The following is a 23,408-nucleotide window of genomic DNA, read 5'->3' as shown; positions in this document are numbered from 1 at the left end:
TCTGTGGAGGGTTTTGGGAGAGGTCTTACCAAGTCTTTCGAGGCGAGCAAGACAGCGCCGCCGCACGGATGCGTTTCGATTTCGAGCCGCGCGTGTGCGGGAATCGCGCCGGACCACTAATTTGCCGATAGAGAAGGTAAGTAGTTATCCAAACGAAGGTCGTGTTTTCGTCGATGTGCCATGGAAAAATTGCGCCACGTGTCTACCCGAGGTCGATATCACGCGTATGTGCGCATCACTGAAGCCAATCTCCCATCAACGTTCCGCCATCGAGCAACGTCTCACTCTTCCGTCCTGTCTCGCCGCACTATGCCTTGTTGCAGCAACGTGCCCGGCCCATGCCGACGAGGCGCCGGGCGCCGGTGCGCTTCCGAGTGCCAACAATCAGGTATCTGTTTCGATCGGCGGCCATCGGCTCGATTACACGGAATCGACGGCCACCGTGGACCCGCTCGACTCGGAAACCGGCACGCAGCTCGCGTACCGCATCGCGGCGGTCAGGCAGGGTTCCGTGCTGGGCCTGACGAACGTCTACCTGAGCGCGGCGGTCAGCTATGCCGCGGGCTCGACGGCTTACGACGGCTACTTGGAGGACTCGCTCGGCAATCTGTATCCCTATCAGAGCACGACGCACGACAAGACCGCGGACGTCTCGATCAAGCTCGGCCGCGCGTTTTTGGTTTCGCCGTTCGGCGACGCGCAATTGATCCCGTACATCGCTTACGGCTATCACAGTTGGGTCCGAGACAGCAGCGACGATCAATACGGCTACTACGAGCACTATCGCCACCAGACCGTCAGCGCCGGCCTCATCGGACAGTACGCGTTCACGTCGCGGCTCGTCGGCAGCGCCGATGTGAGTGTAGGCCGCACCTTCGGCGCGAAGATGACGGCAAGCATCGTCGGCGGAACCTTCAACCTCGGCGCCAAACCGGTGGTGACGGGGATGCTCGGCCTCGACTATGCGGTGACCAAGCATCTGCATATCAATGCCAGCTATCAAGTCACGCGCTTCAACTACGGCATGTCGAACACGGTCGGGAACTACTACGAGCCGGATTCCAAGACCACGGAGCAGTGGTATCTGATCGGCATCGGATATTCGTTCTGATGCGGATGGCAAGGCGATCACTGCCGCGCCCGGATTTGCTCATGGCCGGGCACGGAGACTGCGACGTTGATGGAGGGGAGGCCGGCTTCCGCGCCGCGCGTCGCTTTTTACTGTTGTGGCGCCCCGTTCCAGGCGGGCAGCGTCGCGCCGTGGTACACCGCCAGGATTTCCGCGGCGACGTTGGGCTGCTGATAGGCGTCCACGAGCGTACGCACCCACGGCGCGTTCGCATCCTTCTCGTTGACCGCGAGGAAGTTGCGATACGGATTGCCCTTTACGGCTTCCCGCGCGATGCGCTCCTGCGGAATCTTGATGCCGGCCTTGATCGCCCAGTCCGTATTGATGACGGCGGCGTCCACGTCGTCGATCGCGCGCCCGACGATACCCGCATCGAGCTCCTTGATGTGGATGTTTTTCGGGTTCTTGTCGATGTCGCGCGCGGTCGGCAGCAGGCCGACGTCGGGCTTCAGCGTGATGAGCCCCTGCGCCTGCAGCAGCAACAGGGACCGGCCCTCGTTGCTCGGATCGTTGGGCACGGCGATGGTCGCGCCTTGCGGCAGGGCCGCAACGGACTTGACCTTGTGCGAGTAGAGGCCGATCGGCTGCACGTAGGTGAAGCCCACCGGCGAGATCTTGTAGCCGCGCGCCTTGATCTGCGCGTCGAGATAGGGCTTGTGCTGGAACGAGTTCGCGTCGAGATCGTGCTGTGAGAGCGCCTCGTTCGGCTGCGTGTAGTCGGAGAACGTCGTCACCTTGACAGTGAGGCCATGCTTCGCGGCGTTCGCCGAGACGACGCGCCATACGTCCTCGTCCTCGCCCGACATGATCCCGACACGCACGGTTTGATCCGCCGCGAGCGAGAGCTGCGCGCTTGCGAGTCCCCAGCCCACCACGATGGAGGTCAGCACGGTTCCCAACAGTTTTCTCTTGTTCATGTGTTACGAGTCAAGGGTTGAAGATGGCGTGATCCTAGAGAAGCTCGCGCCATTGGACAAACGCTTTTCTGTTCGATCGATATCGCAACGGCGCTGATATGCACAGTTCGACTCGCGCTGGTGCTGGAATGAAGCGGGCAAGGCGCTCGCGGCGCGCACGGCCGAGGTAGTCAGTCAAACCTGAATATCCGGTAGGAATTTCCTTTGCCTTGCGAATCAATTCGCCCCGGCTTGCCGGTATTCCGAGGCAGGCTCAAGGTTGTCATAGACGATTCACGGAATCTCTCGATACTGCGCGCAGATTCAGAATAACGAATCGGCACCGTGTGTAGTGCACGGGAGCAAAAAGACAGAGGCGTGGTCCCATAACGCCTCTTTTTTTCGCCCTGCGTTGCACACGTGTGCAACGCAGGATCAAAGCTGGATTCTTAACGGGTGGAAGCAAGAGTACAACGATGAAAAAGTCACTTTTCGCACTGGTCGCGCTTAACGGGATTTGCGCGGCGGCCCACGCTCAGGGGAGCGTGACGCTGTATGGCATCGTCGATGCGGGCTTGGGTTACACGAGCAATGAGGCCGTGGTGAGCACGGCTGGCAAGACGGGCACGCCCGCCGTGCTGGTCGGCAAGTCCGCCTACACCTTCACGAGCGGCACTTGGTCGGGCAGCCGCTGGGGCATCAAGGGCAAGGAAGATCTGGGCGACGGCCTCGCGGCGATCTTCCAGCTCGAAAACGGCTTCAATATCGGCACCGGCCAGCTGGGCCAAGGCAGCCGTGAGTTCGGCCGTCAGGCGTTCATGGGCCTGACGAGCACGAAGTTCGGTACGCTGACGATGGGCCGCCAGTACGACCCGATCGTCGACTTCGTCGGCTCGATCGGACCGACCAGCTTCCTGACCGGCATGGGCGCCCACCCGGGCGACCTCGACAATATCGACAACCAGTCGCGCGAGAACAACTCGTTCAAGTACACGAGCCCCTCGTTCGGCGGTCTGACGCTCGGCGCGTTGTACGGTTTCGGCAACCAGGCCGGCAGCGAGAAGAACCAGAGCACGTGGAGCCTGGGCGGCCAGTACGTGAACGGCCCGTTCGCGATCGGCGCGGCGTACCTGGTGGCAAACAACGCTTACGGCTCGACGGGCGGCACGTGGACCAGCGCGTATGACGGCACCTTCGCGTCGTCGATCAACCAGGGCTTCGCGACCGCGCAGTATCAGCGGATCATCGCGGCGTCGAGTAAGTACGCGATCGGGCCGGTGACACTCGGCGTGTCATACAGCAACACGCAATACAAGGCCAGTAGCTTCTCGCTCTTTCAGGGCAAGGAAACCTTCAACTCGGCCGGCTTGACGGCGTCCTGGGAGGCTACGCCCACGCTGCGTGTCGCGGCGGGCTACGACTACACCGCGGGGAGCGCGGTCGAAGGGCAGTCGGGGCCGAAGTACAACCAGTTCACCCTGTCGTCGTTTTACTTCCTCTCGAAGCGCACGGCGCTGTACGGTCTGGTCGGCTATCAGAAGGCGAGCGGCAAAACGCTTGATCAATACGGCAACGTCATCAACGCCACGGCGTCGATCGGCGACGTGGCGAACGGCATCTCGTCGGCGGGCGATACGCAGACTCTCGTGCGTATCGGCGTGCGCCACACGTTCTAAAACACGCTGCCATTGCGGGCGCGGCGATTTCGCGCCGCGCCCGCGCACCTTTCGGAGCGCGCCTGCGACGAGTGCCGCCCAGGCGCGCGGGAAGGTCAACGGGATTGGGACAGAGACATGTTGAAAGCAAAATGGATCCGTCAGGCCGCGGCGACGGCGGGCCTGACGTTGTGTGCCGGCCATGCCGCGCAGGCAGCCACGGAAATTCAGTTCTGGCATGCGATGGAAGCTTCGCTGGGCGAGCGCGTAAGCGCCATCGCCAACGATTTCAACGCTTCGCAAAGCGAATACAAGATCGTGCCGGTTTTTAAGGGAAACTACGACCAGACGCTGGCCGCGGGCATCGCGGCCTATCGCAGCGGCGATGCGCCGGCCATCCTGCAGGTGTATGAGGTCGGTACGGCGACGATGATCGGCGCGAAGAAAGCCATCGTGCCGGTGTGGAAGGTCTTCCAGGACGCCGGCGTGCCGCTCGACAGCCAGGCTTTCGTTCCGGCGATTGGCAGCTACTACAGCGAGGCGAAGACCGGCCGGCTGATCTCGATGCCGTTCAACAGCTCGACGCCGATCCTGTACTACAACAAGGACGCTTTCAAGAAGGCGGGCCTCGACCCGAATCGTGCGCCGCAAACCTGGGACGAAGTAGCCGCCGATGCTGCCAAGCTGAGGGCGAGCGGCATGGCATGTGGCTTCGCGACGGCTTGGCAGAGCTGGGTCCAGCTCGAAAATTACAGCGCCTGGCATGGCGCGCCTTTCGCCTCGAAAAACAACGGCTTCGACGGCGCAGACGCGGCGCTCGAATTCAATCGGCCGCTACAGGTGCACCACATCGAGTTCCTCGCCAACATGGCGAAGCAGGGCACGTTCACGTACGCGGGCCGCAAGGACGAAGCGAACTCGAAGTTCTACAGCGGCGACTGCGGCATCGTCACCAACTCGTCGGGCGCACTGGCGACGATACGCAAGTCGGCGAAATTCGACTTCGGCACCGGCATGATGCCGTATGACGCCTCGGTGAAGGGCGCGCCGCAAAACGCGATCATCGGCGGAGCGAGCCTGTGGGTGCTGGCCGGCAAGAATCCTGAGGTCTACAAGGGCGTGGCGAAATTCCTCGCCTATCTGTCGAGTCCGGCGGTCGCCGCCAAATGGCATGAAGACACCGGCTACCTGCCGGTGACGAAGGCCGCCTACGAACTCGCGAGCCAGCAAGGCTATTACGCGAGCCACCCTGGCGCGGAGACCGCGATCAAGCAGATGCTGAACAAGCCGCCGCTTCCTTATACGCAAGGCTTGCGTCTCGGCAACATGCCGCAGATCCGCACCGTGATCGACGAAGAGCTCGAACAGGTATGGGCTGGTACGAAGACGCCGCAGCAAGGTCTCGACGCGGCCGTCTCACGCGGCAACGAATTGCTGCGTCGTTTCGAGCAGCAGCAAAACTAATTTGCCCGCTTGAATTCGTAGCGAGCCGGATTCTCCGTTTGGCGGCCGCGCATCTGCGTGGCCGCTTTTTTTCGATCCGACCTGCAATGGGTCGTCGATGGCAGACGGTAACAGCAGTGCGCACTCGGCTATGTCACCGGCGTTGGTGGATCGGCCCAGTGCATGCGCGAATACCTAGCGACTCCCGACAGAGACAAATAACGCTACCTCGCAGACAGTCAGTCTCTTTCCGCCAAGCGCATCCGGCGTTCAAGTTCGGCCAGGTCTCGTGCGCCCAGCAGAAACTCGTCGTTGCGTTGTTGTTCGATGTGCTCGAACCAGTGGCTAATCTGCGTGAAAAGAAAGGCAAGCATGACAATCTCCAAGAGGTTGCTCGAGTGGGGCGCCTCTGTCTTGATGTTGTTCTCCGGCGCCGATCTGCAACTCAATCGTAGGCAATGGATATGCGCATGTATACTTATCTTTTTTGATCTAATACATTAGAAATTCTGTTTAATATTGATGCCTCTTCGAGGGTACAGATCATGGAAGTCGGGCGTCTTCGGGCGCTGCTGGAGTTGGCGCGGTGCGGCACGATGGCGGCAGCCGCCGAGGCCCTGTTCCTGACACCGTCGGCGGTTTCGCAGCAGATCGCGCAACTGGAGGAGGAGGCCGGTGTCAAGCTCACGGAGCGCATTGGCCGCGGGGTGAGGCTTACGCCCGCCGGACAGGCGCTGGTGGGCTACGCCGAACGAGTCATGGTTGTGCTGGACGAGGCTCGTTCGGAATTAGCCGAGCTACGGCGCGAGATAGCCGGCGAGCTTCGCGTCGCGGCGTTTCCGTCGATCGCGTCGGCGGTGCTGCCCGAGACATACAAGGCGTTGCAGCACGCCTATCCGCGCCTGGAGATCGTTCTTGAAGAATTCGATCCGATTGAGGGGCTGACGGCGTTGAGGTCCTGGCGAACGGACATTGCCCTGATCGACGACCTCTCGATTGCGATGGGCGATAGTCGAGAAAGCGTGGAGGTGGTACCGGTCGCGGAGGATGCGCTCTACATCGCAGTCGCGGCCGATCATGCGCTGAGCAAAAGGCCGTCAGTGAGCGTAGCCGACCTCCGGCATGAAACCTGGGCCATCGAATCGACGTGGAGCGGCTTTGGCGACATTCTCACCAATTTATGCCGCCGCGCCGGGTACGAGCCGAGGATCAACGCCAAATGCCGTGGATTCGAGATGGCGGGAGCCATGGTGGCCGCCGGCTGCTCAGTGTCGATGGTCCCCGGACTGAGGCTGGCGCGGCTGCCGGCCGGCGTGACATGGGTCAAGCTGAGGCCCGAGGTTCGCCGCAAGATTTACGTCGCTTATCGCCTTGGCGAGCGCAACCACCCAACGATCAAGGTGTTCATCGAGGAAATCGTCCGGACGGCATCGCGGCTCCTCGGTTAGCCAAATATCGACGGAGCAGCCCCTCGGCACGCTCGATACTGGATTGGAGGTGGCATCAAAGCGGCTGCGCAATTCCCCCACTAGCGACTCGGCAGCGGGAACCTCAACGACAAATGCCGATACGGACATGAAGGCGATTCTCCCGGCTGAGCGCGGCCTAGCCACAGGTGCGGCGCACGACGCTCGACACCGGCACCGCGCGTACCCTCGATGCACCGCGAAAGGAAGACATCCTTTCCATCAGCATCTCCACCGCGACGCTGGCCAGTCTTTCGGTATCCTGCCGAATCGTCGAAAGTGCGTAGTTCTCGTAGCCGGCAGCGGGGATGTCGTCGAAACCCACTACGGCGATGTTTTCAGGAACTTTCAGCTTGAAGTGCTGCCGCGCCACATCGATGAAGCCGAGCGCGAGCAGGTCGCTCGAGCAGAACACGCCGTCGGGCAGGGGCGCTTTGGCCAGCAGTTCGTGCGCGGCGTTTGCACCGCTGGCGTAGTCGTCGGCGGGCGTGACGATCGTGGTGACCGTGGCGCTACGCTTTCCTGGACGCGCTTTCAACGCTCGCACGAAGGCATCGCGGCGTGACTTGCCGCTGTGGCTCGTCTTGGACGGGCCGATGAAGGCGAGACGGCTGGCGCCTGTCTCGAGCAGCATGCGCGCGGCTATCGCCGCGCCCGTTGCGTTATCGCTGACGACCACGTCGGCTGCGTCGAGATCCGCCGCACGATTGATCATCGCAACGGGCACCTTGAACTTGAGATACTGGCGCGCGAGATCGAGCGGCGGCGACGCCGAGGTCATGATGACACCGGCGATCCGGTAGCTAAGCAGCATTTCCATGGAGTGCTTGATTTGCGCCGGGTCTTCTGCGTTCATGACGAGCGGCGAAAGATTGTTGCGCGTCAGCGCAATTGAAATATCGGCGAGCAGCCGCGCGCGAAACGGATTTTCAAAGCCGGCCGTCACGACACCCACCAGACTGCTGCGCTGTTGAATCATCTCGCGTGCAATCATGTTGACCTGATATCCCATCGCATTTGCCGCTTTCAGAACGCGTTCGCGCGTTTCGGGGGCAATGCTCGCACCGGGTGTGAAGGCTCGAGAAACCGCCGAGCGCGACACGCCGGCACGGCGTGCGACTTCAGACGCCGTGACCCATGGATTGTGTTTTTGAGTCATTTCTTGATGGAAAAACGTGATGCCAATAAGCTTACCGCAACTCGTTTGGCGGGATGCGCGTAAAACCTCGCCGTATTGAAGTTTTCTGATTGAAAACGATCTCATACGATGACGAGACTTTCAGGTTGCAAGGGAACACGCTTGAATGTGTTTAGCGATGCTCGAGGAGGCGCAAGAAAATGAGCCATGTTTTCCACACAGACGAACCGAAGCTCAGCGATTGGATGTCGGCATTGCCCGACGAGATTCACCTGAATCGATTGACTCTGCCTGGCAGCCACGATACCTGCGCCTACACGGTCGACGATCCGCTGGCCAAGACGCAAGGCGCCACGCTCGAAGCGCAATTGGAGCACGGGGTCCGCGTGCTCGATATTCGCTGTCGGCACGAAGGCGACGTATTTCACATCAATCACGCGCGTATCGCGCTCGGCCTGATGTTCGATGACGTGATCGAAACCTGCGCGAGGTTCCTCGACCGCCACCCACGTGAGTGCATCGTGATGTCGGTGAAGGACGAGTGCGGTACGCACGCCTGCACGCGCACCTTCGCGCAAACCTTCGCAGCGTATGTGAAGCGCTATCCACGCGCGAACTGGCGCTTGGATAATACGATTCCTCGCATGGCCGACGTGCGTGGTTCGATCGTGCTGCTGCGGCGCTTCGAAAGCGCGGCCCCGCTCGGCATCGATCTCTCGGCATGGCCCGACAACTCGACGTTCGATTTGGACATCGAGGGCGCCGCCTTCGCGATTCAGGACGAATTCCGCGTGCCGGTGCGCGTGTCGATGGAATACAAATGGCGCGTGATCGACGCGCTGCTGGCGCGCACGCCGCGCGCCAGCGAGCACCGTTGGGTGGTGAACTTCTGCAGCGGCACCGGGATGGCTGCCAACCCGCATGTGGTGGCATGCGGCGATACGCAAATCAAGGGAATGAACGACCGGTTTGTCAAACGGCTTGCCAGTCACGATGGCCCATGCGGGACCGTGCTAATCGACTTTTGCGAGCATGGAGACTGGGCACTGGTGCGCGCGCTGGCGGCTCACAACGCATTGAGCGCCTGAGTGCTTGATACCTAGTGGCGACGCTCACGTACACGTTGCGGGCCGATAACATATCGTGCCCAAATCGCTCGACAGCGGAGTCCGGCCATTCGCTGCGAGCGCGTTGCCGCGCTCAGGCCTTCAGCGTCCCAAAGATCTCGCTCAACATCGGTTTCGCGTCTCCGAACAACATGCGGTTGTCGTCCTTGTAAAAGAGCGGGTTATCCACGCCGGCGTACCCCGATGCCATGCTGCGCTTCATCACGATCGATGTCTTCGCCTTCCAGACCTCGAGCACCGGCATGCCGGCGATCGGGCTCGCCGGGTCGTCCTGTGCCGCCGGGTTCACGATATCGTTGGCGCTGATGACCATCGAGACGACGAACAGGCCGTCGGACTACGCGTCGCCATCTCGGTGTTCAAGGTCGATCCACGGACCTGAATCTCGACTATGGCGCGATCATTCTGCGATGTGCACTTGACCCGCTCGAGACGGCGCGTGTACTCGGCGACGGCGGGTGGTTCGCCGATCGAGGCGGCGCTCCGAAGCCGATCACGCTCCAGGGTTCGATATCGAAAGACCGTCGCGAATCGCGTAAGCCGTGACTTCTGCGACGTTGCGCAGCGAGAGCTTCGACATCAGATTCTGACGATGCTTGCGGACCGTCAACACGCTCAGATTCAATTTGTCGGCGATCTGCTGGCTCGAGTATCCGTTCGCGACGAGCGCCAGGATTTCTTTTTCACGCGCGGTGATCGGCGCAACAGTGGCCCCGTCCTCGACTTCGAGCGCACGCGCGAGTGTTTTGCTCACGTAGCGAATGCCCGACAACACGAGCGAGATCGCGCAAAGCAGTTCGTCGCCGTCTTCGTGCTTGAGCATATAGGCGTCGGCGCCTGCCGCCATCGCCGCCCGGACCGTCGCGGCATGGGCGTTACCCGTCAAAACGAGAATCTTGATCTCCGGGAATTCCGCCTTGATTTGCTGTGCGAGCTGGGTTCCATGACAACCGGGTAGTTCGAGATCGAGCAACAGCAAATCCGCTTGGGTGTCGCGCAGCACGTCGCAGACCATGCGCCCGTCCCCCGTTTCTCCGACGACGAGCCAGTCGGCCCGGGTCGTCAGCAAGAGTCTGAGCCCATCGCGAACCATCGCGTGGTCGTCTACTAGCACGATGCGTTTCATTTTTCCCCTTCGCTTATTTTTGTAGGTTACTCAACGGCGTACGACTTTGCGACAATACGGAGCGGATGGCAGCGTTGCCAATCCCGGCCGGAATATGGCGAAGATCATTTCACGAAAAACGGAGTCTTCGCAAGATCGCATACGTGAATTCACGATGGTAAAAAATACCTCTAAAAATATCAGACCCAAGGTGCGGCTGGAACTGATCAATACGCTGTATCGCCAGTCTCCGCCTATCCTGTTCGGCAATATCGCAGTTGTAAGCTTGTCGATATTCCTGCTCTGGTCCGAGGTCTCGAGGCGCGATTTGCTCGGGTGGGCCGCTGCAATCTATCTGCTAACGGTCGTTCGCATCGTGATCGTCTGGCGCGATCGCTTCGCAGGAGAACATCCGATCGAGACCGCGATGCGCCGTGCACGCCGATACGTGCTGTTGTCCGGCTTGTCGGGTTGTTTATGGGGGTCCATGGGTCTTTTGTTCTTTGCACCCGACAACACGGTCGTGACCGCATTTATCTGTATCGTGCTCGCGGGCATGACCGGCGGCTCGGTCGCCTCGCTGTCTTCCTATTGGCCGACCTATTTCGCGTATGCGTTACCGACGGTATTGCCGTTTGCGATTCGCTCGTTCGCCTACGGCAATACGCTGTTTTCCGTGCTCGGATTCCTGTCTCTTTTCCTTTTAGGGGTCAACCTTTCATTTAGCCGAAACCTCCAGCGCACGGTACTGGACTCGGTCTCTCTTCGCTTTGAAAATATCGGGCTGATCCGGCAATTGACCGAGGAAAAGGAGCGAGCCGAACTCGCGAATCGAAGCAAGTCGCAATTCCTGGCCGCCGCTAGTCACGACCTGCGTCAGCCCACGCATGCGCTTGGGCTCTATATCGCGACCTTGCGCGCCATAGCCCAGGCGCCGAACATCGAACGCACCGCCCTCAATGGCATTGCCGGACGCCTCCAGACGGCGCTCAAGGGCATGTCGCAACTGCTCAATGTACTCCTCGATATTTCAAGGCTCGACGCAGGTGTGATCAACGCGGAGCCGCGCCGCTTTCCGTTACAACAGGCGTTCGATGCGCTCGAGAACGACTTCCTCGAGGCCGCGTCGTCAAAAGGATTGAGCCTCAAGATCCGGTCGACCTCGGTCTGGCTCGAAACCGACGCAGCCCTGCTGCACAACATCCTATCGAACCTGCTCTCGAATGCGGTCCGCTATACCACGCGCGGAGGAATTCGGGTCGCGTGTCGTCGACGCGGCGACGAAGTCGATATTCAAGTGTTCGATACCGGCATTGGCATCGCAGCGGATCAACACTCGATGATTTTTCGGGAGTTCTACCAGGTCGGCAATGCGGCACGCGACCGTGAACAAGGCCTTGGCCTGGGTCTCGCGATCGTCCAGCGCACGGCGGTGCTGATCGGCGCAAACGTGCGGGTGCGCTCGAGACTCGGGCGAGGCTCGCTGTTCTCCGTGCGATTGCCTGCACTGCCGGATATACCGGCGCTCGATAACCAAGTCGACGTCATCGATGCAGCACCGGTCTCGAGCAGACGCACAAGAGCCATACTCGTCGTCGATGACGATCGCGACGTGCTCGCGAGCATGCAAACGCTGCTACGTGCGTGGGGTCACACGGTGGTTGCCGCGTCGTCGATCGAACAGGCTGTCGTCGTCGCGACGTCCCATGGCCCCGCACTTCAAATGGTGCTGACCGACTTCAGGCTCGCGAGGCGAGTGACGGGCGTGGATGTGATTCACGCGGTGTACAAGGCCATCGGCCGCGAAATACCCGCGATCATCATCACCGGCGACACATCGGCCGACGGGATCGACGCAACGACGTCGAGCGGTTTTCATGTGGTCCACAAACCGCTTGACCCGGAGAAAATGCAGGCGTTGATCGACGCGCAACCTGCCTGAAACCCTCGCTTCACGCGCGCATCGTCGAATAAATAACATTAAAAATCATCGACTTGATCGCCAAATACTACAGATGCAGTATTTACCGTGATCGCCTGATCGCGATAGTCTCTCATCGCTTCTGAGCCTGGTTGGAAGCGCGGTGCGTCGGGTGTTTCGAGCCGCGATAACGGTGTGACGGTGCTAAACGCGATCCCAATGCGGGCGGTCGTACGGACGAGCGGATCGAAGTATCGCGACCGTCCCGCGCTGAGGTTTCCGCGAAACCGGATGCCTAGTCAGACACCACCCCCTCAGAAAACGGATTCGACCATTGGAAGCGAGCGGCCGGGTGCAATGCATTGAACGCGTGTGGAGCGTTTTGGACAACTCAATGAAATGAGCGGGTCAGCGTAACACACGAGGTTCGATACGTTCCGCACGGGGTAGCTGTAGTACATCAGAAACAGACAGCAGCTTGAAACGGCACGACAGGTGCGAAGCGGATTCGCCGCAGCGAGGGCGACGAGACGCTCGCGCCTGTGCGCACGACAGCTTCGGGGGAAGCGGAAGTGGACGGAATCCATTGCGTGACCAGGGACCAGGCACGCCCAAATCCTTCGAACTCTTGAGCCCGACGTGAGGCAACGCCGTTCAACGTCGCGATGTCGCGTTTGCGCGCCCTTTTTGAAACCATCGTCAAGAAAATACAATTGAAATGACCGTCAGATATAAAGGGCTCGTCTACGGAGCGATACTCGCTTTTGCAATCGACTACTTTGCGGCGCCATCGAGTGCGTGGGCAGATAGTCCGCTCAATCTCAATGATTTGCAGCGGCAAAACGATGTGATCCTCAGGCAACAGCAGAATCAGCTTCGTCAGGACCAGAGCAATGCGGAGCGTCCAGGCCGCACGGGAGGCGCGACACTGACTCCGCCTGCGCCTGTCACGGTGCCTGAGACCGGGCCGTGCCGCGATATCAAGGCCATCGTAGTCAATGGCGCGACCCATCTTCCCAAAGGCACGCTTGACAAGCTCGTCCATGCTTACGAGGGCCGTTGCCTCAGAGCTAACGACATCGAAGCGCTGCTGACCGAGATCACCGCCGAATATTTTCGGCGCGCCTATATCACGACGCACGCGTATCTGCCGGCGCAGGATCTGACAACGGGGCAACTGACGATAACGGTCGTCGAAGGGCGCATACAGGCGTACCGGATCGAAGACAACCCGCACAATCGGCTTTGGGCGAATGCGATCTTCCCGGCTGTACCGGGCGCGATGCTCAATCTGCGGGACCTCGAGCAGGGCATCGACCAGATCAACCGCGCAACGTCGAACAATGCGCGCCTCGACATCGAACCGGGCAGCCAGCCGGGCGAGAGCGTCGTCGTCGTTCACAATCCACAGAGCTTTCCGCTGCATTTGTTCACGTCCTACGACAACCAGAGTGTGGACGCGACGGGTCGCCTGAGCGGAATGGCGACTGTCACCGAAGATGGCCTTCTCGGCTTGAATGAAATCGTATCGGTCACGCATCGTCAGACGCTGCCGTTCGACAGCGCTCACGATTCGAAAACCGATGCACTCGATGTCGTGATCCCGTTTGGCTATAACACGCTGACGTTCGATCTGAGCGACATGCGCTACGACTCGCTGGTCAACGAAGCGAGCGGTACGCCGCTGCTCTCCCAAGGCAGCACAATCACGCGCAGCATCGGCCTCGATCGTGTCGTGTTCCGCAACCAGGACAGCAAGGTCTCGGTTTCGGCCTCGCTCACGGACCAGTCGACGAGCAGCTATCTTCAGCACCAGTTCCTGAGCGTTGCGAGTCGGGAGCTGACATTTCTCGATCTTGGCACGTCGCTCTTCGCGGGTGTCGGCGGTGGCTTGTTCAATGGGCGGTTCGACTTTGTCCAGGGTCTGCCGATACTGGGTTCGCTGCGCGACCCCGGCGAGGTTCCCGATAGCGCGCCTCATGCCCAGTTTTCGAAAGTCACGCTCGACCTCGGCTACACGCGACCGTTCTCGCTCTTCGGGCGAAACCTCGACTGGTCGAGCCACCTTGATGCGCAGTACGCGATGACGACGCTGTTCGGCTCGCAACAAATTCTACTCGGCGGGCCGACCACCGTGCGCGGCTTTCTCGACGAGACCTTGAGCGGCGACACAGGCGCTTACTGGCGCAATGAAATCGGCGTGCCGTTCTCGCTTTCCGGGCAACTGGGCACGCTGTCCGGTCGCTTCTATACCGGCTTCGACGCGGGGTCCGTGACCAATCGTGCGCCCGGCGTGCCCGGCGGCACGATGACCGGGTTGACGGTTGGCGCGTCCTGGCAATGGCGCCGTGTGAGCGGCGAAGTGTATTTCTCGCACCCGCTGACCATGCCGAACTCGATCGCACGTGAGGCCAATCGTGTTTTCTTCCGTTTGTCGTACTCGTTGTAAGGGCTGAGCCATGAATCACGTCTATCGCATTGTCTGGAACGCCAGTCGCGGCATGTGGGCCGTTGTCTCGGAAACCGCTCGCGCACGCGGCAAGACGGCCCGTACCGTGGTTTTGAGCGCAGCGGCGCTGGCTGCCGTTGCTGCTTCGGATCTCGCATCAGCCGGGAGTCCGTCCGTCGTCGTTGCCCCGGGCAGCGGCAATACATCGGCGACGACGGCAAACAACGGCACGACGATCGTGCGGATTTCGACACCGAACAGCGCAGGCGTGTCGGTCAATACGTACCAGCAGTACAACGTCAATTCGGCGGGGCTCGTACTCAATAACACTCCGACGAGCCAGATCTCGGTCCAATCGAAGCTCGCGGGACAACTGTTCGCGAACCCGAATCTGGCGAAATCGGCGACGGTCATCCTCAACGAAGTCACTTCGAACAACCGATCGACGCTCGCCGGCTTTACCGAAGTCGTCGGCGGTGCCGCAGACGTCGTTGTGGCCAATCCGTACGGCATTACGTGTTCGGGTTGTGGCTTCATCAATACGAATCGCGTGACGTTGACGACAGGCACGCCGACATTCGGCGGCAATGGCGCGTTGACCGGCTTCAACGTCCAGCAAGGTGACATTCTGGTGAACGGCAGCGGCCTCAATGCAACGGGGCAGCAGATTGTCGATCTCGTCACACGTGCCGTAGAACTCCAGGCGCCGATCAATGCGCAGGATCTTGGCATCACGGTCGGTCCGAACGTCTGGAGCTATGCGACGCGCGCCGTGACCGGGACGACCTCGCCGACGGGAAGCGGTCCGGCCTATGCGATCGACAGTTCGGCGCTCGGCGGCATGTATGCGAACCGTATTACGCTGATTGCGACCGAGCAAGGTCCTGGCGTGCATTTGCTGGGCAACGTCGCGGCAACGGCCGGCGATTTCACGCTCTCCGCCGCGGGAGCGATCGTGCTCGCAGGCAATGTGTCGGCGCAACAGAACGTGTCGATCGCGAGCGCGAGCACGGCCGCCAATGCGATCACGCTGAACGGCGCCAGCGTGACGGCCGGTCAGGACCTCTCGGTCAATGCGGCCGGCGGAGCCTCGATGACCGGAAGTGCGCTTGTCGCGGACGGCAATCTGTCGTTGACGGCCGCGAGCCTCACCGATGCGTCGAGCACGAGTTCGCTCACCAACAACAATCAGCGTTACGCGGGCGGCGCGCTGTCGCTCAATATCACAGGTGCGGCAACGATCGATGGCACCCACTGGCAGTCGGCCGCAAGCACCCTGTCGGGGGTCTTCGGCAACCTGAGTATCGGACCCGACGGTGCGCAGCTGGTCGCCGGCAATGCGCTGTCGCTGAAGAGCAATCAGGGCGACCTCGACCTTGGCACCGCGTTCGTCAAAGCGGCGGGCAATTTGAGCCTCAACTCGGCCGGCGCGACCACGACCGCAGCGGGTACTGGCGAAGGCGTCGAAAGTGCGAGCGGAACGCTGAGCGTGATCGCAGCGGGAGGGCTCAACAACGCAGGCGTGCTTTCGGCCGACTCGGGAGCGGCGACGATCGAGTCCGGATCGTCGCTGACGAATAGCGGCACGATTCAGGCGGGCGGTTCGCTCAGCATTGCGGACCAGTCCGGCGGGGCGAGCGAATCGGTCACGAACAGCGGTACGCTGCTCGCGGGTACGTCTTTGACGTTGCAGGGCGCGAATATCGGCAATACGTCGGGCGGTTGGATTCAAGCAGGCCAAAGCACGTCGGTGCAGGTTGCGAGCCTCGACAATGCGGGCACGTGGTTGCTGTCGTCGCAATCTGGCGCTTCGTCGGATACCGTGACGGCAAGCGGCGCGCTGACCAATAGCGGCACGTTGCAGTCGGGCGGTAGCGCGACGATCTCGGCGAACAGCGTCGACAATCAGGGCAACGTGCTTGCTGCAGACAATCTGACTGCTAGCGCGACGACGACGTACATTAACGAGCACGGTGCGGCAACCGAAGCGGGCGGCACGTTGAACCTCGGCGGGACTTCGCTGACCAACGATGGCACGCTGCAAGCGGCCACGTTAGCGCTGAGCGCGAGCCACGGATTGACGAACGCGGGTCTCGTCGACGCAAGCACCGGGGCGGCGAGCCTCGATATCGGCGGAACGCTCAACAATCAACTCGGCGGCCAGATCTATGGCGCGACGGGCCTCGGCATCGCGGATTTCAGTGGCGGCAGCACCGAAAACGTCAACAACACTGGACAGGTGCTGTCGGGCGGGACGCTGAGTCTGCAGGGTGCAACCGTCCAGAACAATGCAGGTGCGGTCATTCAGGCGACGAGCGGCAGCACGGTGGTCGCCGATTCGTTGGCCAACGATGGTCAATGGTTGCTTTCGACGCAGGCGCCGACATCTCCCGACAGCGTGACCGTCACGAAACAGCTGAATAACCAGCGAGACGGTGTCATGCAGGGTGCGAGCGATGTCAACGTCACGGCGCCCCAACTGAACAACGACGGTGAATTGGTTGCCGGTCGTAACCTCGTGATCGATAGCTCGACGACGAGCACGTCGTTGAACAATACGGGTCTGGTTCAAGCCGGCAATGTGCTTACGCTCGACGCGGCCAACAGCACCGCGAGCAACCAGCAAACCGGCAAGCTGCTCGGCAACGAACTCGATTTCACCCTTGCGAACCTCGACAACAACGGCACGATTCAGGGCGGTACAAGTGCTGGTAGCAACATCTCGGTGACGGATGCACTGCTGAACAAAAACGGCGCGACGTTCACGTTGGCTACCGCAAGCAACGGTGGTGGCACCATCCACGCCAACAATCTGCAAAACGCGGGCACGCTGCAATCCGTCGGCACGATGACGCTCGATATCGGCAACGACCTGCTTGACAACGGTGCTGTGCTCGTCAACGGCGATGCTGTGATCAACGGTATTGGCGGGGGGAGCTATACCGCGGAAATCAACGGCAATCTGCAAAGCGCCTCGACGCTGACGGTCAACAATGCGTCGAGCATTACCGTCGGCGGCTCGGGAACGATTCTGGGCAATGCGATGACGCTTGGCAGCGCATCTCATCCCGTTACGACGTTGACGTTGGATACCGGCACTCGAGGCGCTGAGATTTCAGCGTCCGGCGACCTCAGTATCAATGCGGGCACGCTGAATATGGATTCGACCGGGAGCAACGAGCGCATTCTCGGTGCGATGAGCGGCGCCGGGACGCTGACGCTCGATCTGAGCAATGCGTTGACCAACGATGGCGCGATCTTTTCAGGGGACATGCTAAAACTTAAGGCGCCCGGCATCACCAATACGAACACAGGGGGCATCAGCGCGCTCAATGGGCTTTACCTCGACGCGGACGGCGACAATCTGACCAATAGCGGTTCCCTGTACGCGGGAAATGTGTTGAACGTGAGCGACGTCAACACGCTGCGCAATCTCGATACGCCGGCGACCGCGACGACGGGTAACGCCGCGAGCGGGACGATCTATTCCGGCGGCAGTATTTCGTTGACGGCCGGTACTATCGTCAACAACAGCATGGTTCAGGCGAACGGCAATATCACACTGAATGCCGCGACGATCGACAACGAATCGTCTGAAGCCGGGTCGCTGGTCTGGGGTTCCGCGCAGAACGACGCGACGACTTCGAACGTCGTCTATTCATTGGGTTATCACAACTGTGCGGGTAACATCGCCGACCAATGTTCGTTGACGGACTACACGGAAACCTGGACGGTCTCGCAATCCTTCAATGGCCCGGCCCCGACCTTTGCTCCGCAGATCATCAGCACGGGCGGCGGAACGGTCAGCCTGACGGGCTATACGACGGCGAACAATATCGGCGCGCTGATCTCGGGCGGTACGGTCAACATCGTGGGCGCGAATTCGGGGTCGACCTTTACGAATAGCGCGCTTGCGCCGCAGGAGTTGACTTATACGCATACTTGGGAGAACTACTTTGAATACATCGCGGCTGGCGGGTTCGTCAGCGGCGCGACGAATCCCGACGAGAACGACTCGGTGACTTACACCTCAAGCGTCATTCCGGGCTACAACACGAATTCAGGCATCTACGCGACCACGCTGAACGTGCCGACTGGCGCGCTGTACAACATCGGTCCGACGACGAGTCCTGTCTCAGCGCCGGGAGCGACATCGTCGAATCCGACACTGCCTTCATCGTCGGGTACCGCGGTTGCGAATCTTCCGTATAGCTCGACGCCGTTCAGCGAGGCCTTGTCTGCCGCCCCGTCGCAGACCGGTTCGGGAGAGGCTCAACTCGCTCAAAAGACGTCGGCAGTGAGTCCGGGTTCTGGTGTGACGTTTGCGGGCAAGCAGCCGATTGAGCCCGTGAGCGCGAACACGTTCCGGAGTCTGAGCGGCATCACGATTGCGCTGCCGACCAATCCGAACGGCTATTTCGTCACCGATCAGGCGCCCGGTGCACAGTACCTCGTCGTCACGAATCCGCTGCTCGGCTCGGGCAGCAATTACCTCGGTGCCGCCTATCTCGAGAGCCAGCTTGGCTACAACCCCGACACGACAGGCGAACTGGTCGGCGACAACAATTACCAAGCTTATCTGGTGCAGCAGGAATTGATTGCGCAAACCGGCAACGATTTGCTGACCGGTTACAACACGCTCGCGACGCAGATGCAAGGGCTGCTCAACAATGCCGTATCGGAAAGCCAAACGCTCGGTCTGACATTCGGTCAGGCGCCGACGGCGGCCCAGGTCGCGAATCTCACCCAGAACCTTGTCTGGATGGTCGAGACGGTCGTCGACGGCCAAAAGGTCCTTGCACCGGTCGTCTATCTGAGCGCGGCGACCAAGGCAGGTATTACGCAGGGCGCCGTGCTTGAAGCAAGCAACACCAATCTCGACGTGACCTCGCTGACCAATACCGGCGGAACGATCAGCGGCAGTCAATCGCTCAACGTGGTCTCGCAAGGCAATATCGTCAACAGTTCCGGTCTGATTACAGGCGGCAATGTCAATCTGACGTCGACGAACGGGAATATCGTCAATCAGACTCTGACGCAAAGCAGCGGCAGCGCAACGCGAAACATTACGCAGGTCGACAATCAGGCCGGCATCGTATCGACGGGAACCTTGTCCGTTAATGCGGCGAAGGACATCACGAACCTCGGAGCGAATATGTCCGCCGGAGGGGACGCGAGTCTGTCGGCCGGCGGCAATGTGACCTTCGACACGGTTCAGGACACGAACACGACCACGACGAACTCGGCAAGCTCGCATGGTCTCGTGACCACGATCAGTAGCGACACGACTTCGACGACAACGCAAATCCAGTCGAATCTGACGACCGGCGGCAACCTCAACGTCCAGGCGGGCAAGGACCTCACGCTCAATAGCACGAACGTGACGGCGGCGGGCAACGGCAATCTGCAGGCCGGCGGCAATATCAACATCGGCGCGGAAAGCAACTCGACGACCGATACGAGCAAGAGCACGACGTCCGGTGTCGGTTACGACCAATCGCTCTATGCCTCGACGACAACCACCACGGCGAGCAATACGACGACGGCGGTCGGCAGCAATATCCAGTTCGGCGGCAACGCGAATCTCAGCGCGGGCCACAACCTCACCTTGCAGGGCGCTACGCTGCAAGCGGGCGGCAACGGCACGATGAGCGCCCAGAACGTCAATATCGAAGCGGCGCAAAACACCAGCACCAGCACCACCACGACCTCGACCACCACGGTTCTCGGCGTTGACCATAACAACGGCGGCAGCACCGGCACCTCGGCTAGCGCGTCGTCGGGCAATGGCCAGGACAACGCGCAAGCGTCGGCCAGCGGCAGCGCTGCGAACGGGATGGGGCAAGGCAGCGTGTCGGCTAGCGCGAATGCCTCGGGCAGCGCGACGGGAAGCTCCGCCAACGGCGACGTTCAGGGTTCGGCATCCGGTAGCGCAGGCGCGCAGGTTAGCGCACAAGGTTCCGGTGGGATCGACTTCGGTTCGCATACCACCACCACGACGACCGACAACAATTCGCAAAGCGTCGGTTCCAGCGTCAGCTTTGGCGGCAATGCGACGATCAACGCGAAGAACGACGTCACGCTTCAAGGCTCGACGCTGGCGGCCGGAGGCAACGCGACGGTCAACGCGCAAAATGTCAATGTGGAAGCGGCACGGAATGTCTCGACCTCCACCACGACCACCACCAGTACCGCGATTGGGTTGATCGGTAGCACCAACGATACGGCTTCGCTCGCAGCGAGCGGTAACGTATCCGGCAGCGCGGGCAAAGGCATCACGCCCAATGCGAGCGCCGCCGCCAGCGTCAGTGCGAACGCGTCCAGCAGCAACCAGCTCGCGCTGGCAACCCACGACACCAGCACCACCAGCACCGTCGACATCACGAATCAAGGTTCGGCGATCACGGCCGGCGGCAACCTGACGGTCAATGCGAGCAATAACCTGACCACTACGGGTTCCAGCCTTGGCGCAGGTCAGAATCTCAACCTGAACGCCAAGCAGATGTCGTTCAACGCCGCGACCGATGTGCATGAGACGACCTCGTCCAGCAGCGACACGTCAGTGGGCCTGTTTGCCAACGGCAGTGCATCCGCCCAGGCGAGCGGTAGCGCCAATGGGGGGATCGGCGTGAATGCGAATGGTTCGGCCAGTGCATCCGCAAACGGCGAAGTGGGCATCTACGCGAGCAATACCAAGCAGTCTTCGAGCAGCGGCACAACCACGGCGGAGACCTCGAGCTTGTCCGCGGGCGGCAACATCAATCGCAACGCGAGCTCGAGCATCAACGATGTCGGCACGCAGATCAATGCCGGCGGCAATCTGAATCAATCCGCGAAGACCATCAACAGCGAGGCGGCAGCCGACACCAGCTATTCATCCTCCAGCACCACGACGAATACGGCAACCGTGGGGACCTACGGCTCGATCAACGCATCAGTTTCAGGGGGCCTGGATTCGGGCTCGAGCTCGGGCGTCAAGGTCGGTGCCGGTTTCGAGGCCAACTATACCAACCAGCAAAACTCGCAATCGTCGAGCAACAGTAACGCGGTGGTCTCGAATATCAATGTGGGCGGGAGCGTGAATACGCAGTCGTCGCGAGCCACCAATCTGCAAGGCACCACGATCGACGCGGGTAAGAACGTGAACGTCAGTGCCGGCACGCTGAATTACACGGCGGCTCAGAACACCAGTGAGAGTCAATCGAATAGCTCCACCGGAACCGCCGCCGTGCAGGTCGATGTGGTCCAGAAGAACGCAACGGCGAGCGGTGGGTACACCGGAGCGTCGGGCAAGCAAAGTTCCAGTACCGCGGTGACGGGTGGCATCACCGCGGGCGGCAACCTGAACGTGAGCACGACCGGCGACGCCAATTTCCAGGGCACCAATCTCAGCTCGACCGGTGCGACCAACATCAGCACCGGCGGCAATCTGAACTATGACGCGGCATCCGATACCAGCAGCGCCTCTTCGCATTCTCAGAACGCGTCGTTGTCCGTGACAGCCGGTAAAAGCGGTAGTTCGGTCAGCGCGGGCGCTGGCTACGACGCCAGTTCATCAAACGGCAATACCGCGGTGGTTGGCAGTATTAGCAGCGGTGGTCCGTTGACGATCAGTAGTGGCAAGGACGCAACCTTTACCGGGACGACGATCGCGAGCGGCAGCGACGCGTCGGTTGCCGCGGGCGGTACGCTTGCGTTCAATGCCGCGCATAGCACGAGCACCAGCGAGAGTTATGGTGTCGGCATCTCGGGGAAGGCAGGCAGCCAGACCAATGAGCCGACGGCCGCACAGCCCAATGCGACCACCACGAAATCGGGCTCGTTGAACGCGAATGGCAATTATTCGAAGAGCAAGAGCGACACCAGCACCGTGGCGAGCGTTAGTAGCGGCGGTAATCTCAGCCTGTCGTCCGGCGGAGACACGGACTTGCAGGGCACGAGCCTGGGTTCGTCGGGCGTTACGTCGATCAATGCCGGTGGCAACGTCAATATCACGGCGGCAAAGAGTACGACCAGTACGGTGGGATTCGGTATTACCGTGGGCGGGAGTACCTCGAGTACCAAGTTGGCAAATCAACCATCGAGTGATGCCAATACGACGAGTCCCGCTACTAGCGGGAATGGCAACAGCTCCAGTAGCGGCGGTTCGTCGAACTGGGTCAATGGCGTCGTATCGACCCCGAGCGGGGCCGGCAGCACCTCCGGCAGCGGCGGTTCGTCGAACTGGGTCAATGGCGTCAAACCGACCCCGAGCGGGGCCGGCAGCACCTCCGGCAGTGGCGGTTCGTCGAACTGGGTCAATGGCGTCGTACCGACCCCGAGCGGGACCGGCAGCACTTCCGGCAGTGGCGGTTCATCGAGCTGGGTCAATGGCGTCGTACCGACCACGAGCGGGACCGGCGGCACTTCCGGCAGTGGCGGTTCGTCGAACTGGGTCAACGGCGTCAAGCCGACCACAAGCGGGACCGGTAGTCTCTCCGGTAGCAGCCGTTCGTCGAGCTGGTCGAACGGTGTCGTGCCGCAAGGTCCACTCAACCAGAATGCGCCGGTCATCGGTAGTCAGCGCACACCGGATACAGGAACCGAGACGCACGCTAGTGGGTCGCTTTCCGTGGAAGACGTGAATCATTCGAGTTCACAAAACGCGAGCATCACAGGCGGACACGGCGTCGTGATTTCGTCGGGCGGAGGCAGCTCCGGGAACGCGCAGATCACGGCAAGCGTGACGCTTCCTAAGCAAATGCCAGCCGGTTCGACGGTGACCGCACAAACAGCGGACGGTCAGCCTTTGCCGTCGTGGCTCAAGTTCGATCCGTCGACGGGCAAGTTCAGCGGTACGCCGCCGGCTGGCGCCCCCGCATTGGCCGTCAATGTCAATGTGCCTCAACCCGATGGGACTACGCAGGTCGTGCAGATGAAGTTTTCAGCGCAGTAGCGCGTGACGCGCAGCGATCCGTCGAGATGACCGACGGATCGCTTGACAAAGCGGTGGTGTCGTCGCCCCGTTGAGTGTCTTGCGAAGGTTTCTAGACCCGCCAACAAAACTGGCCTACGAATATCGAGCAGATAGCCTCGCAAG

General features: G+C 61.0%; 12 protein-coding genes and 1 pseudogene. 8 read left to right on the top strand and 5 right to left on the bottom strand.

Annotation, left to right across the window (positions count from 1 at the left end; all coding sequences use genetic code 11):
• The first annotated feature begins 226 nt into the window (after positions 1-226).
• On the top strand, positions 227-1,111 hold the full coding sequence (locus FAZ95_RS13170) for a hypothetical protein (protein WP_217497397.1): 885 nt from the start codon (positions 227-229) through the stop codon (positions 1,109-1,111).
• 107 nt (positions 1,112-1,218) lie between these two features.
• Here FAZ95_RS13170 and FAZ95_RS13165 read toward each other — a convergent pair whose 3' ends face one another.
• The gene (locus tag FAZ95_RS13165) at positions 1,219-2,046 is read right to left on the bottom strand and encodes a MetQ/NlpA family ABC transporter substrate-binding protein (protein WP_137332867.1); all 828 of its coding nucleotides are present in this window, start codon (positions 2,044-2,046) and stop codon (positions 1,219-1,221) included.
• 455 nt (positions 2,047-2,501) lie between these two features.
• Here FAZ95_RS13165 and FAZ95_RS13160 point away from each other — a divergent pair, with 455 nt between their 5' ends.
• Both FAZ95_RS13160 and ugpB read left to right on the top strand, forming a co-directional pair.
• Positions 2,502-3,701, top strand: coding sequence for a porin (locus FAZ95_RS13160; RefSeq protein ID WP_137332866.1), 1,200 nt, complete (start codon positions 2,502-2,504; stop codon positions 3,699-3,701).
• Between the two features lie 117 nt (positions 3,702-3,818).
• Positions 3,819-5,144 (top strand): sn-glycerol-3-phosphate ABC transporter substrate-binding protein UgpB, encoded by a 1,326-nt coding sequence (gene ugpB / locus FAZ95_RS13155; protein WP_137332865.1) that lies wholly within the window; start codon positions 3,819-3,821, stop codon positions 5,142-5,144.
• Between the two features lie 218 nt (positions 5,145-5,362).
• On the opposite strand, the gene FAZ95_RS13150 is transcribed toward ugpB, so the two are convergent.
• Positions 5,363-5,497, bottom strand: a complete 135-nt coding sequence (locus tag FAZ95_RS13150; RefSeq protein ID WP_137332864.1) for a DUF3563 domain-containing protein — start codon at positions 5,495-5,497, stop codon at positions 5,363-5,365.
• A 171-nt stretch (positions 5,498-5,668) separates the two neighbouring features.
• Here FAZ95_RS13150 and FAZ95_RS13145 point away from each other — a divergent pair, with 171 nt between their 5' ends.
• Positions 5,669-6,571 (top strand): LysR family transcriptional regulator, encoded by a 903-nt coding sequence (locus tag FAZ95_RS13145; protein ID WP_137332863.1) that lies wholly within the window; start codon positions 5,669-5,671, stop codon positions 6,569-6,571.
• Between the two features lie 157 nt (positions 6,572-6,728).
• Here FAZ95_RS13145 and FAZ95_RS13135 read toward each other — a convergent pair whose 3' ends face one another.
• Positions 6,729-7,748: a LacI family DNA-binding transcriptional regulator gene (locus FAZ95_RS13135; RefSeq protein ID WP_137332862.1), complete on the bottom strand. Its 1,020-nt coding sequence runs from the start codon at positions 7,746-7,748 to the stop codon at positions 6,729-6,731.
• A gap of 179 nt (positions 7,749-7,927) precedes the next feature.
• Between FAZ95_RS13135 and FAZ95_RS13130 the strand changes: the two genes are divergently transcribed.
• A complete protein-coding gene (locus FAZ95_RS13130; protein ID WP_175425590.1) occupies positions 7,928-8,815 on the top strand; it encodes a phosphatidylinositol-specific phospholipase C in 888 nt (295 codons plus the stop codon).
• Positions 8,816-8,927: 112 nt separating this feature from the next.
• On the opposite strand, the pseudogene FAZ95_RS13125 reads toward FAZ95_RS13130, so the two are convergent.
• Positions 8,928-9,173, bottom strand: a pseudogene (locus tag FAZ95_RS13125) (NAD(P)(+) transhydrogenase (Re/Si-specific) subunit beta); the annotation flags it as partial.
• 174 nt (positions 9,174-9,347) lie between these two features.
• Positions 9,348-9,980: a response regulator gene (locus tag FAZ95_RS13120; protein ID WP_137332861.1), complete on the bottom strand. Its 633-nt coding sequence runs from the start codon at positions 9,978-9,980 to the stop codon at positions 9,348-9,350.
• A 190-nt stretch (positions 9,981-10,170) separates the two neighbouring features.
• Here FAZ95_RS13120 and FAZ95_RS13115 point away from each other — a divergent pair, with 190 nt between their 5' ends.
• From FAZ95_RS13115 to FAZ95_RS13105, 3 genes are all read left to right on the top strand, one after another.
• Positions 10,171-11,901 (top strand): ATP-binding response regulator, encoded by a 1,731-nt coding sequence (locus tag FAZ95_RS13115; RefSeq protein ID WP_254699694.1) that lies wholly within the window; start codon positions 10,171-10,173, stop codon positions 11,899-11,901.
• Between the two features lie 697 nt (positions 11,902-12,598).
• Complete coding sequence (locus FAZ95_RS13110) at positions 12,599-14,329, top strand: ShlB/FhaC/HecB family hemolysin secretion/activation protein (protein ID WP_137332859.1); 1,731 nt, start codon at positions 12,599-12,601, stop codon at positions 14,327-14,329.
• A 10-nt stretch (positions 14,330-14,339) separates the two neighbouring features.
• Positions 14,340-23,264 (top strand): hemagglutinin repeat-containing protein, encoded by an 8,925-nt coding sequence (locus tag FAZ95_RS13105; RefSeq protein ID WP_137332858.1) that lies wholly within the window; start codon positions 14,340-14,342, stop codon positions 23,262-23,264.
• Positions 23,265-23,408: the final 144 nt, after the last annotated feature.

The organism is Trinickia violacea, assembly GCF_005280735.1.
In the GTDB taxonomy this organism is placed as follows: domain Bacteria; phylum Pseudomonadota; class Gammaproteobacteria; order Burkholderiales; family Burkholderiaceae; genus Trinickia_A; species Trinickia_A violacea.
Note: the sequence above shows the minus strand (reverse complement) of the source record. Positions and strands in the feature narration are given on the sequence as shown.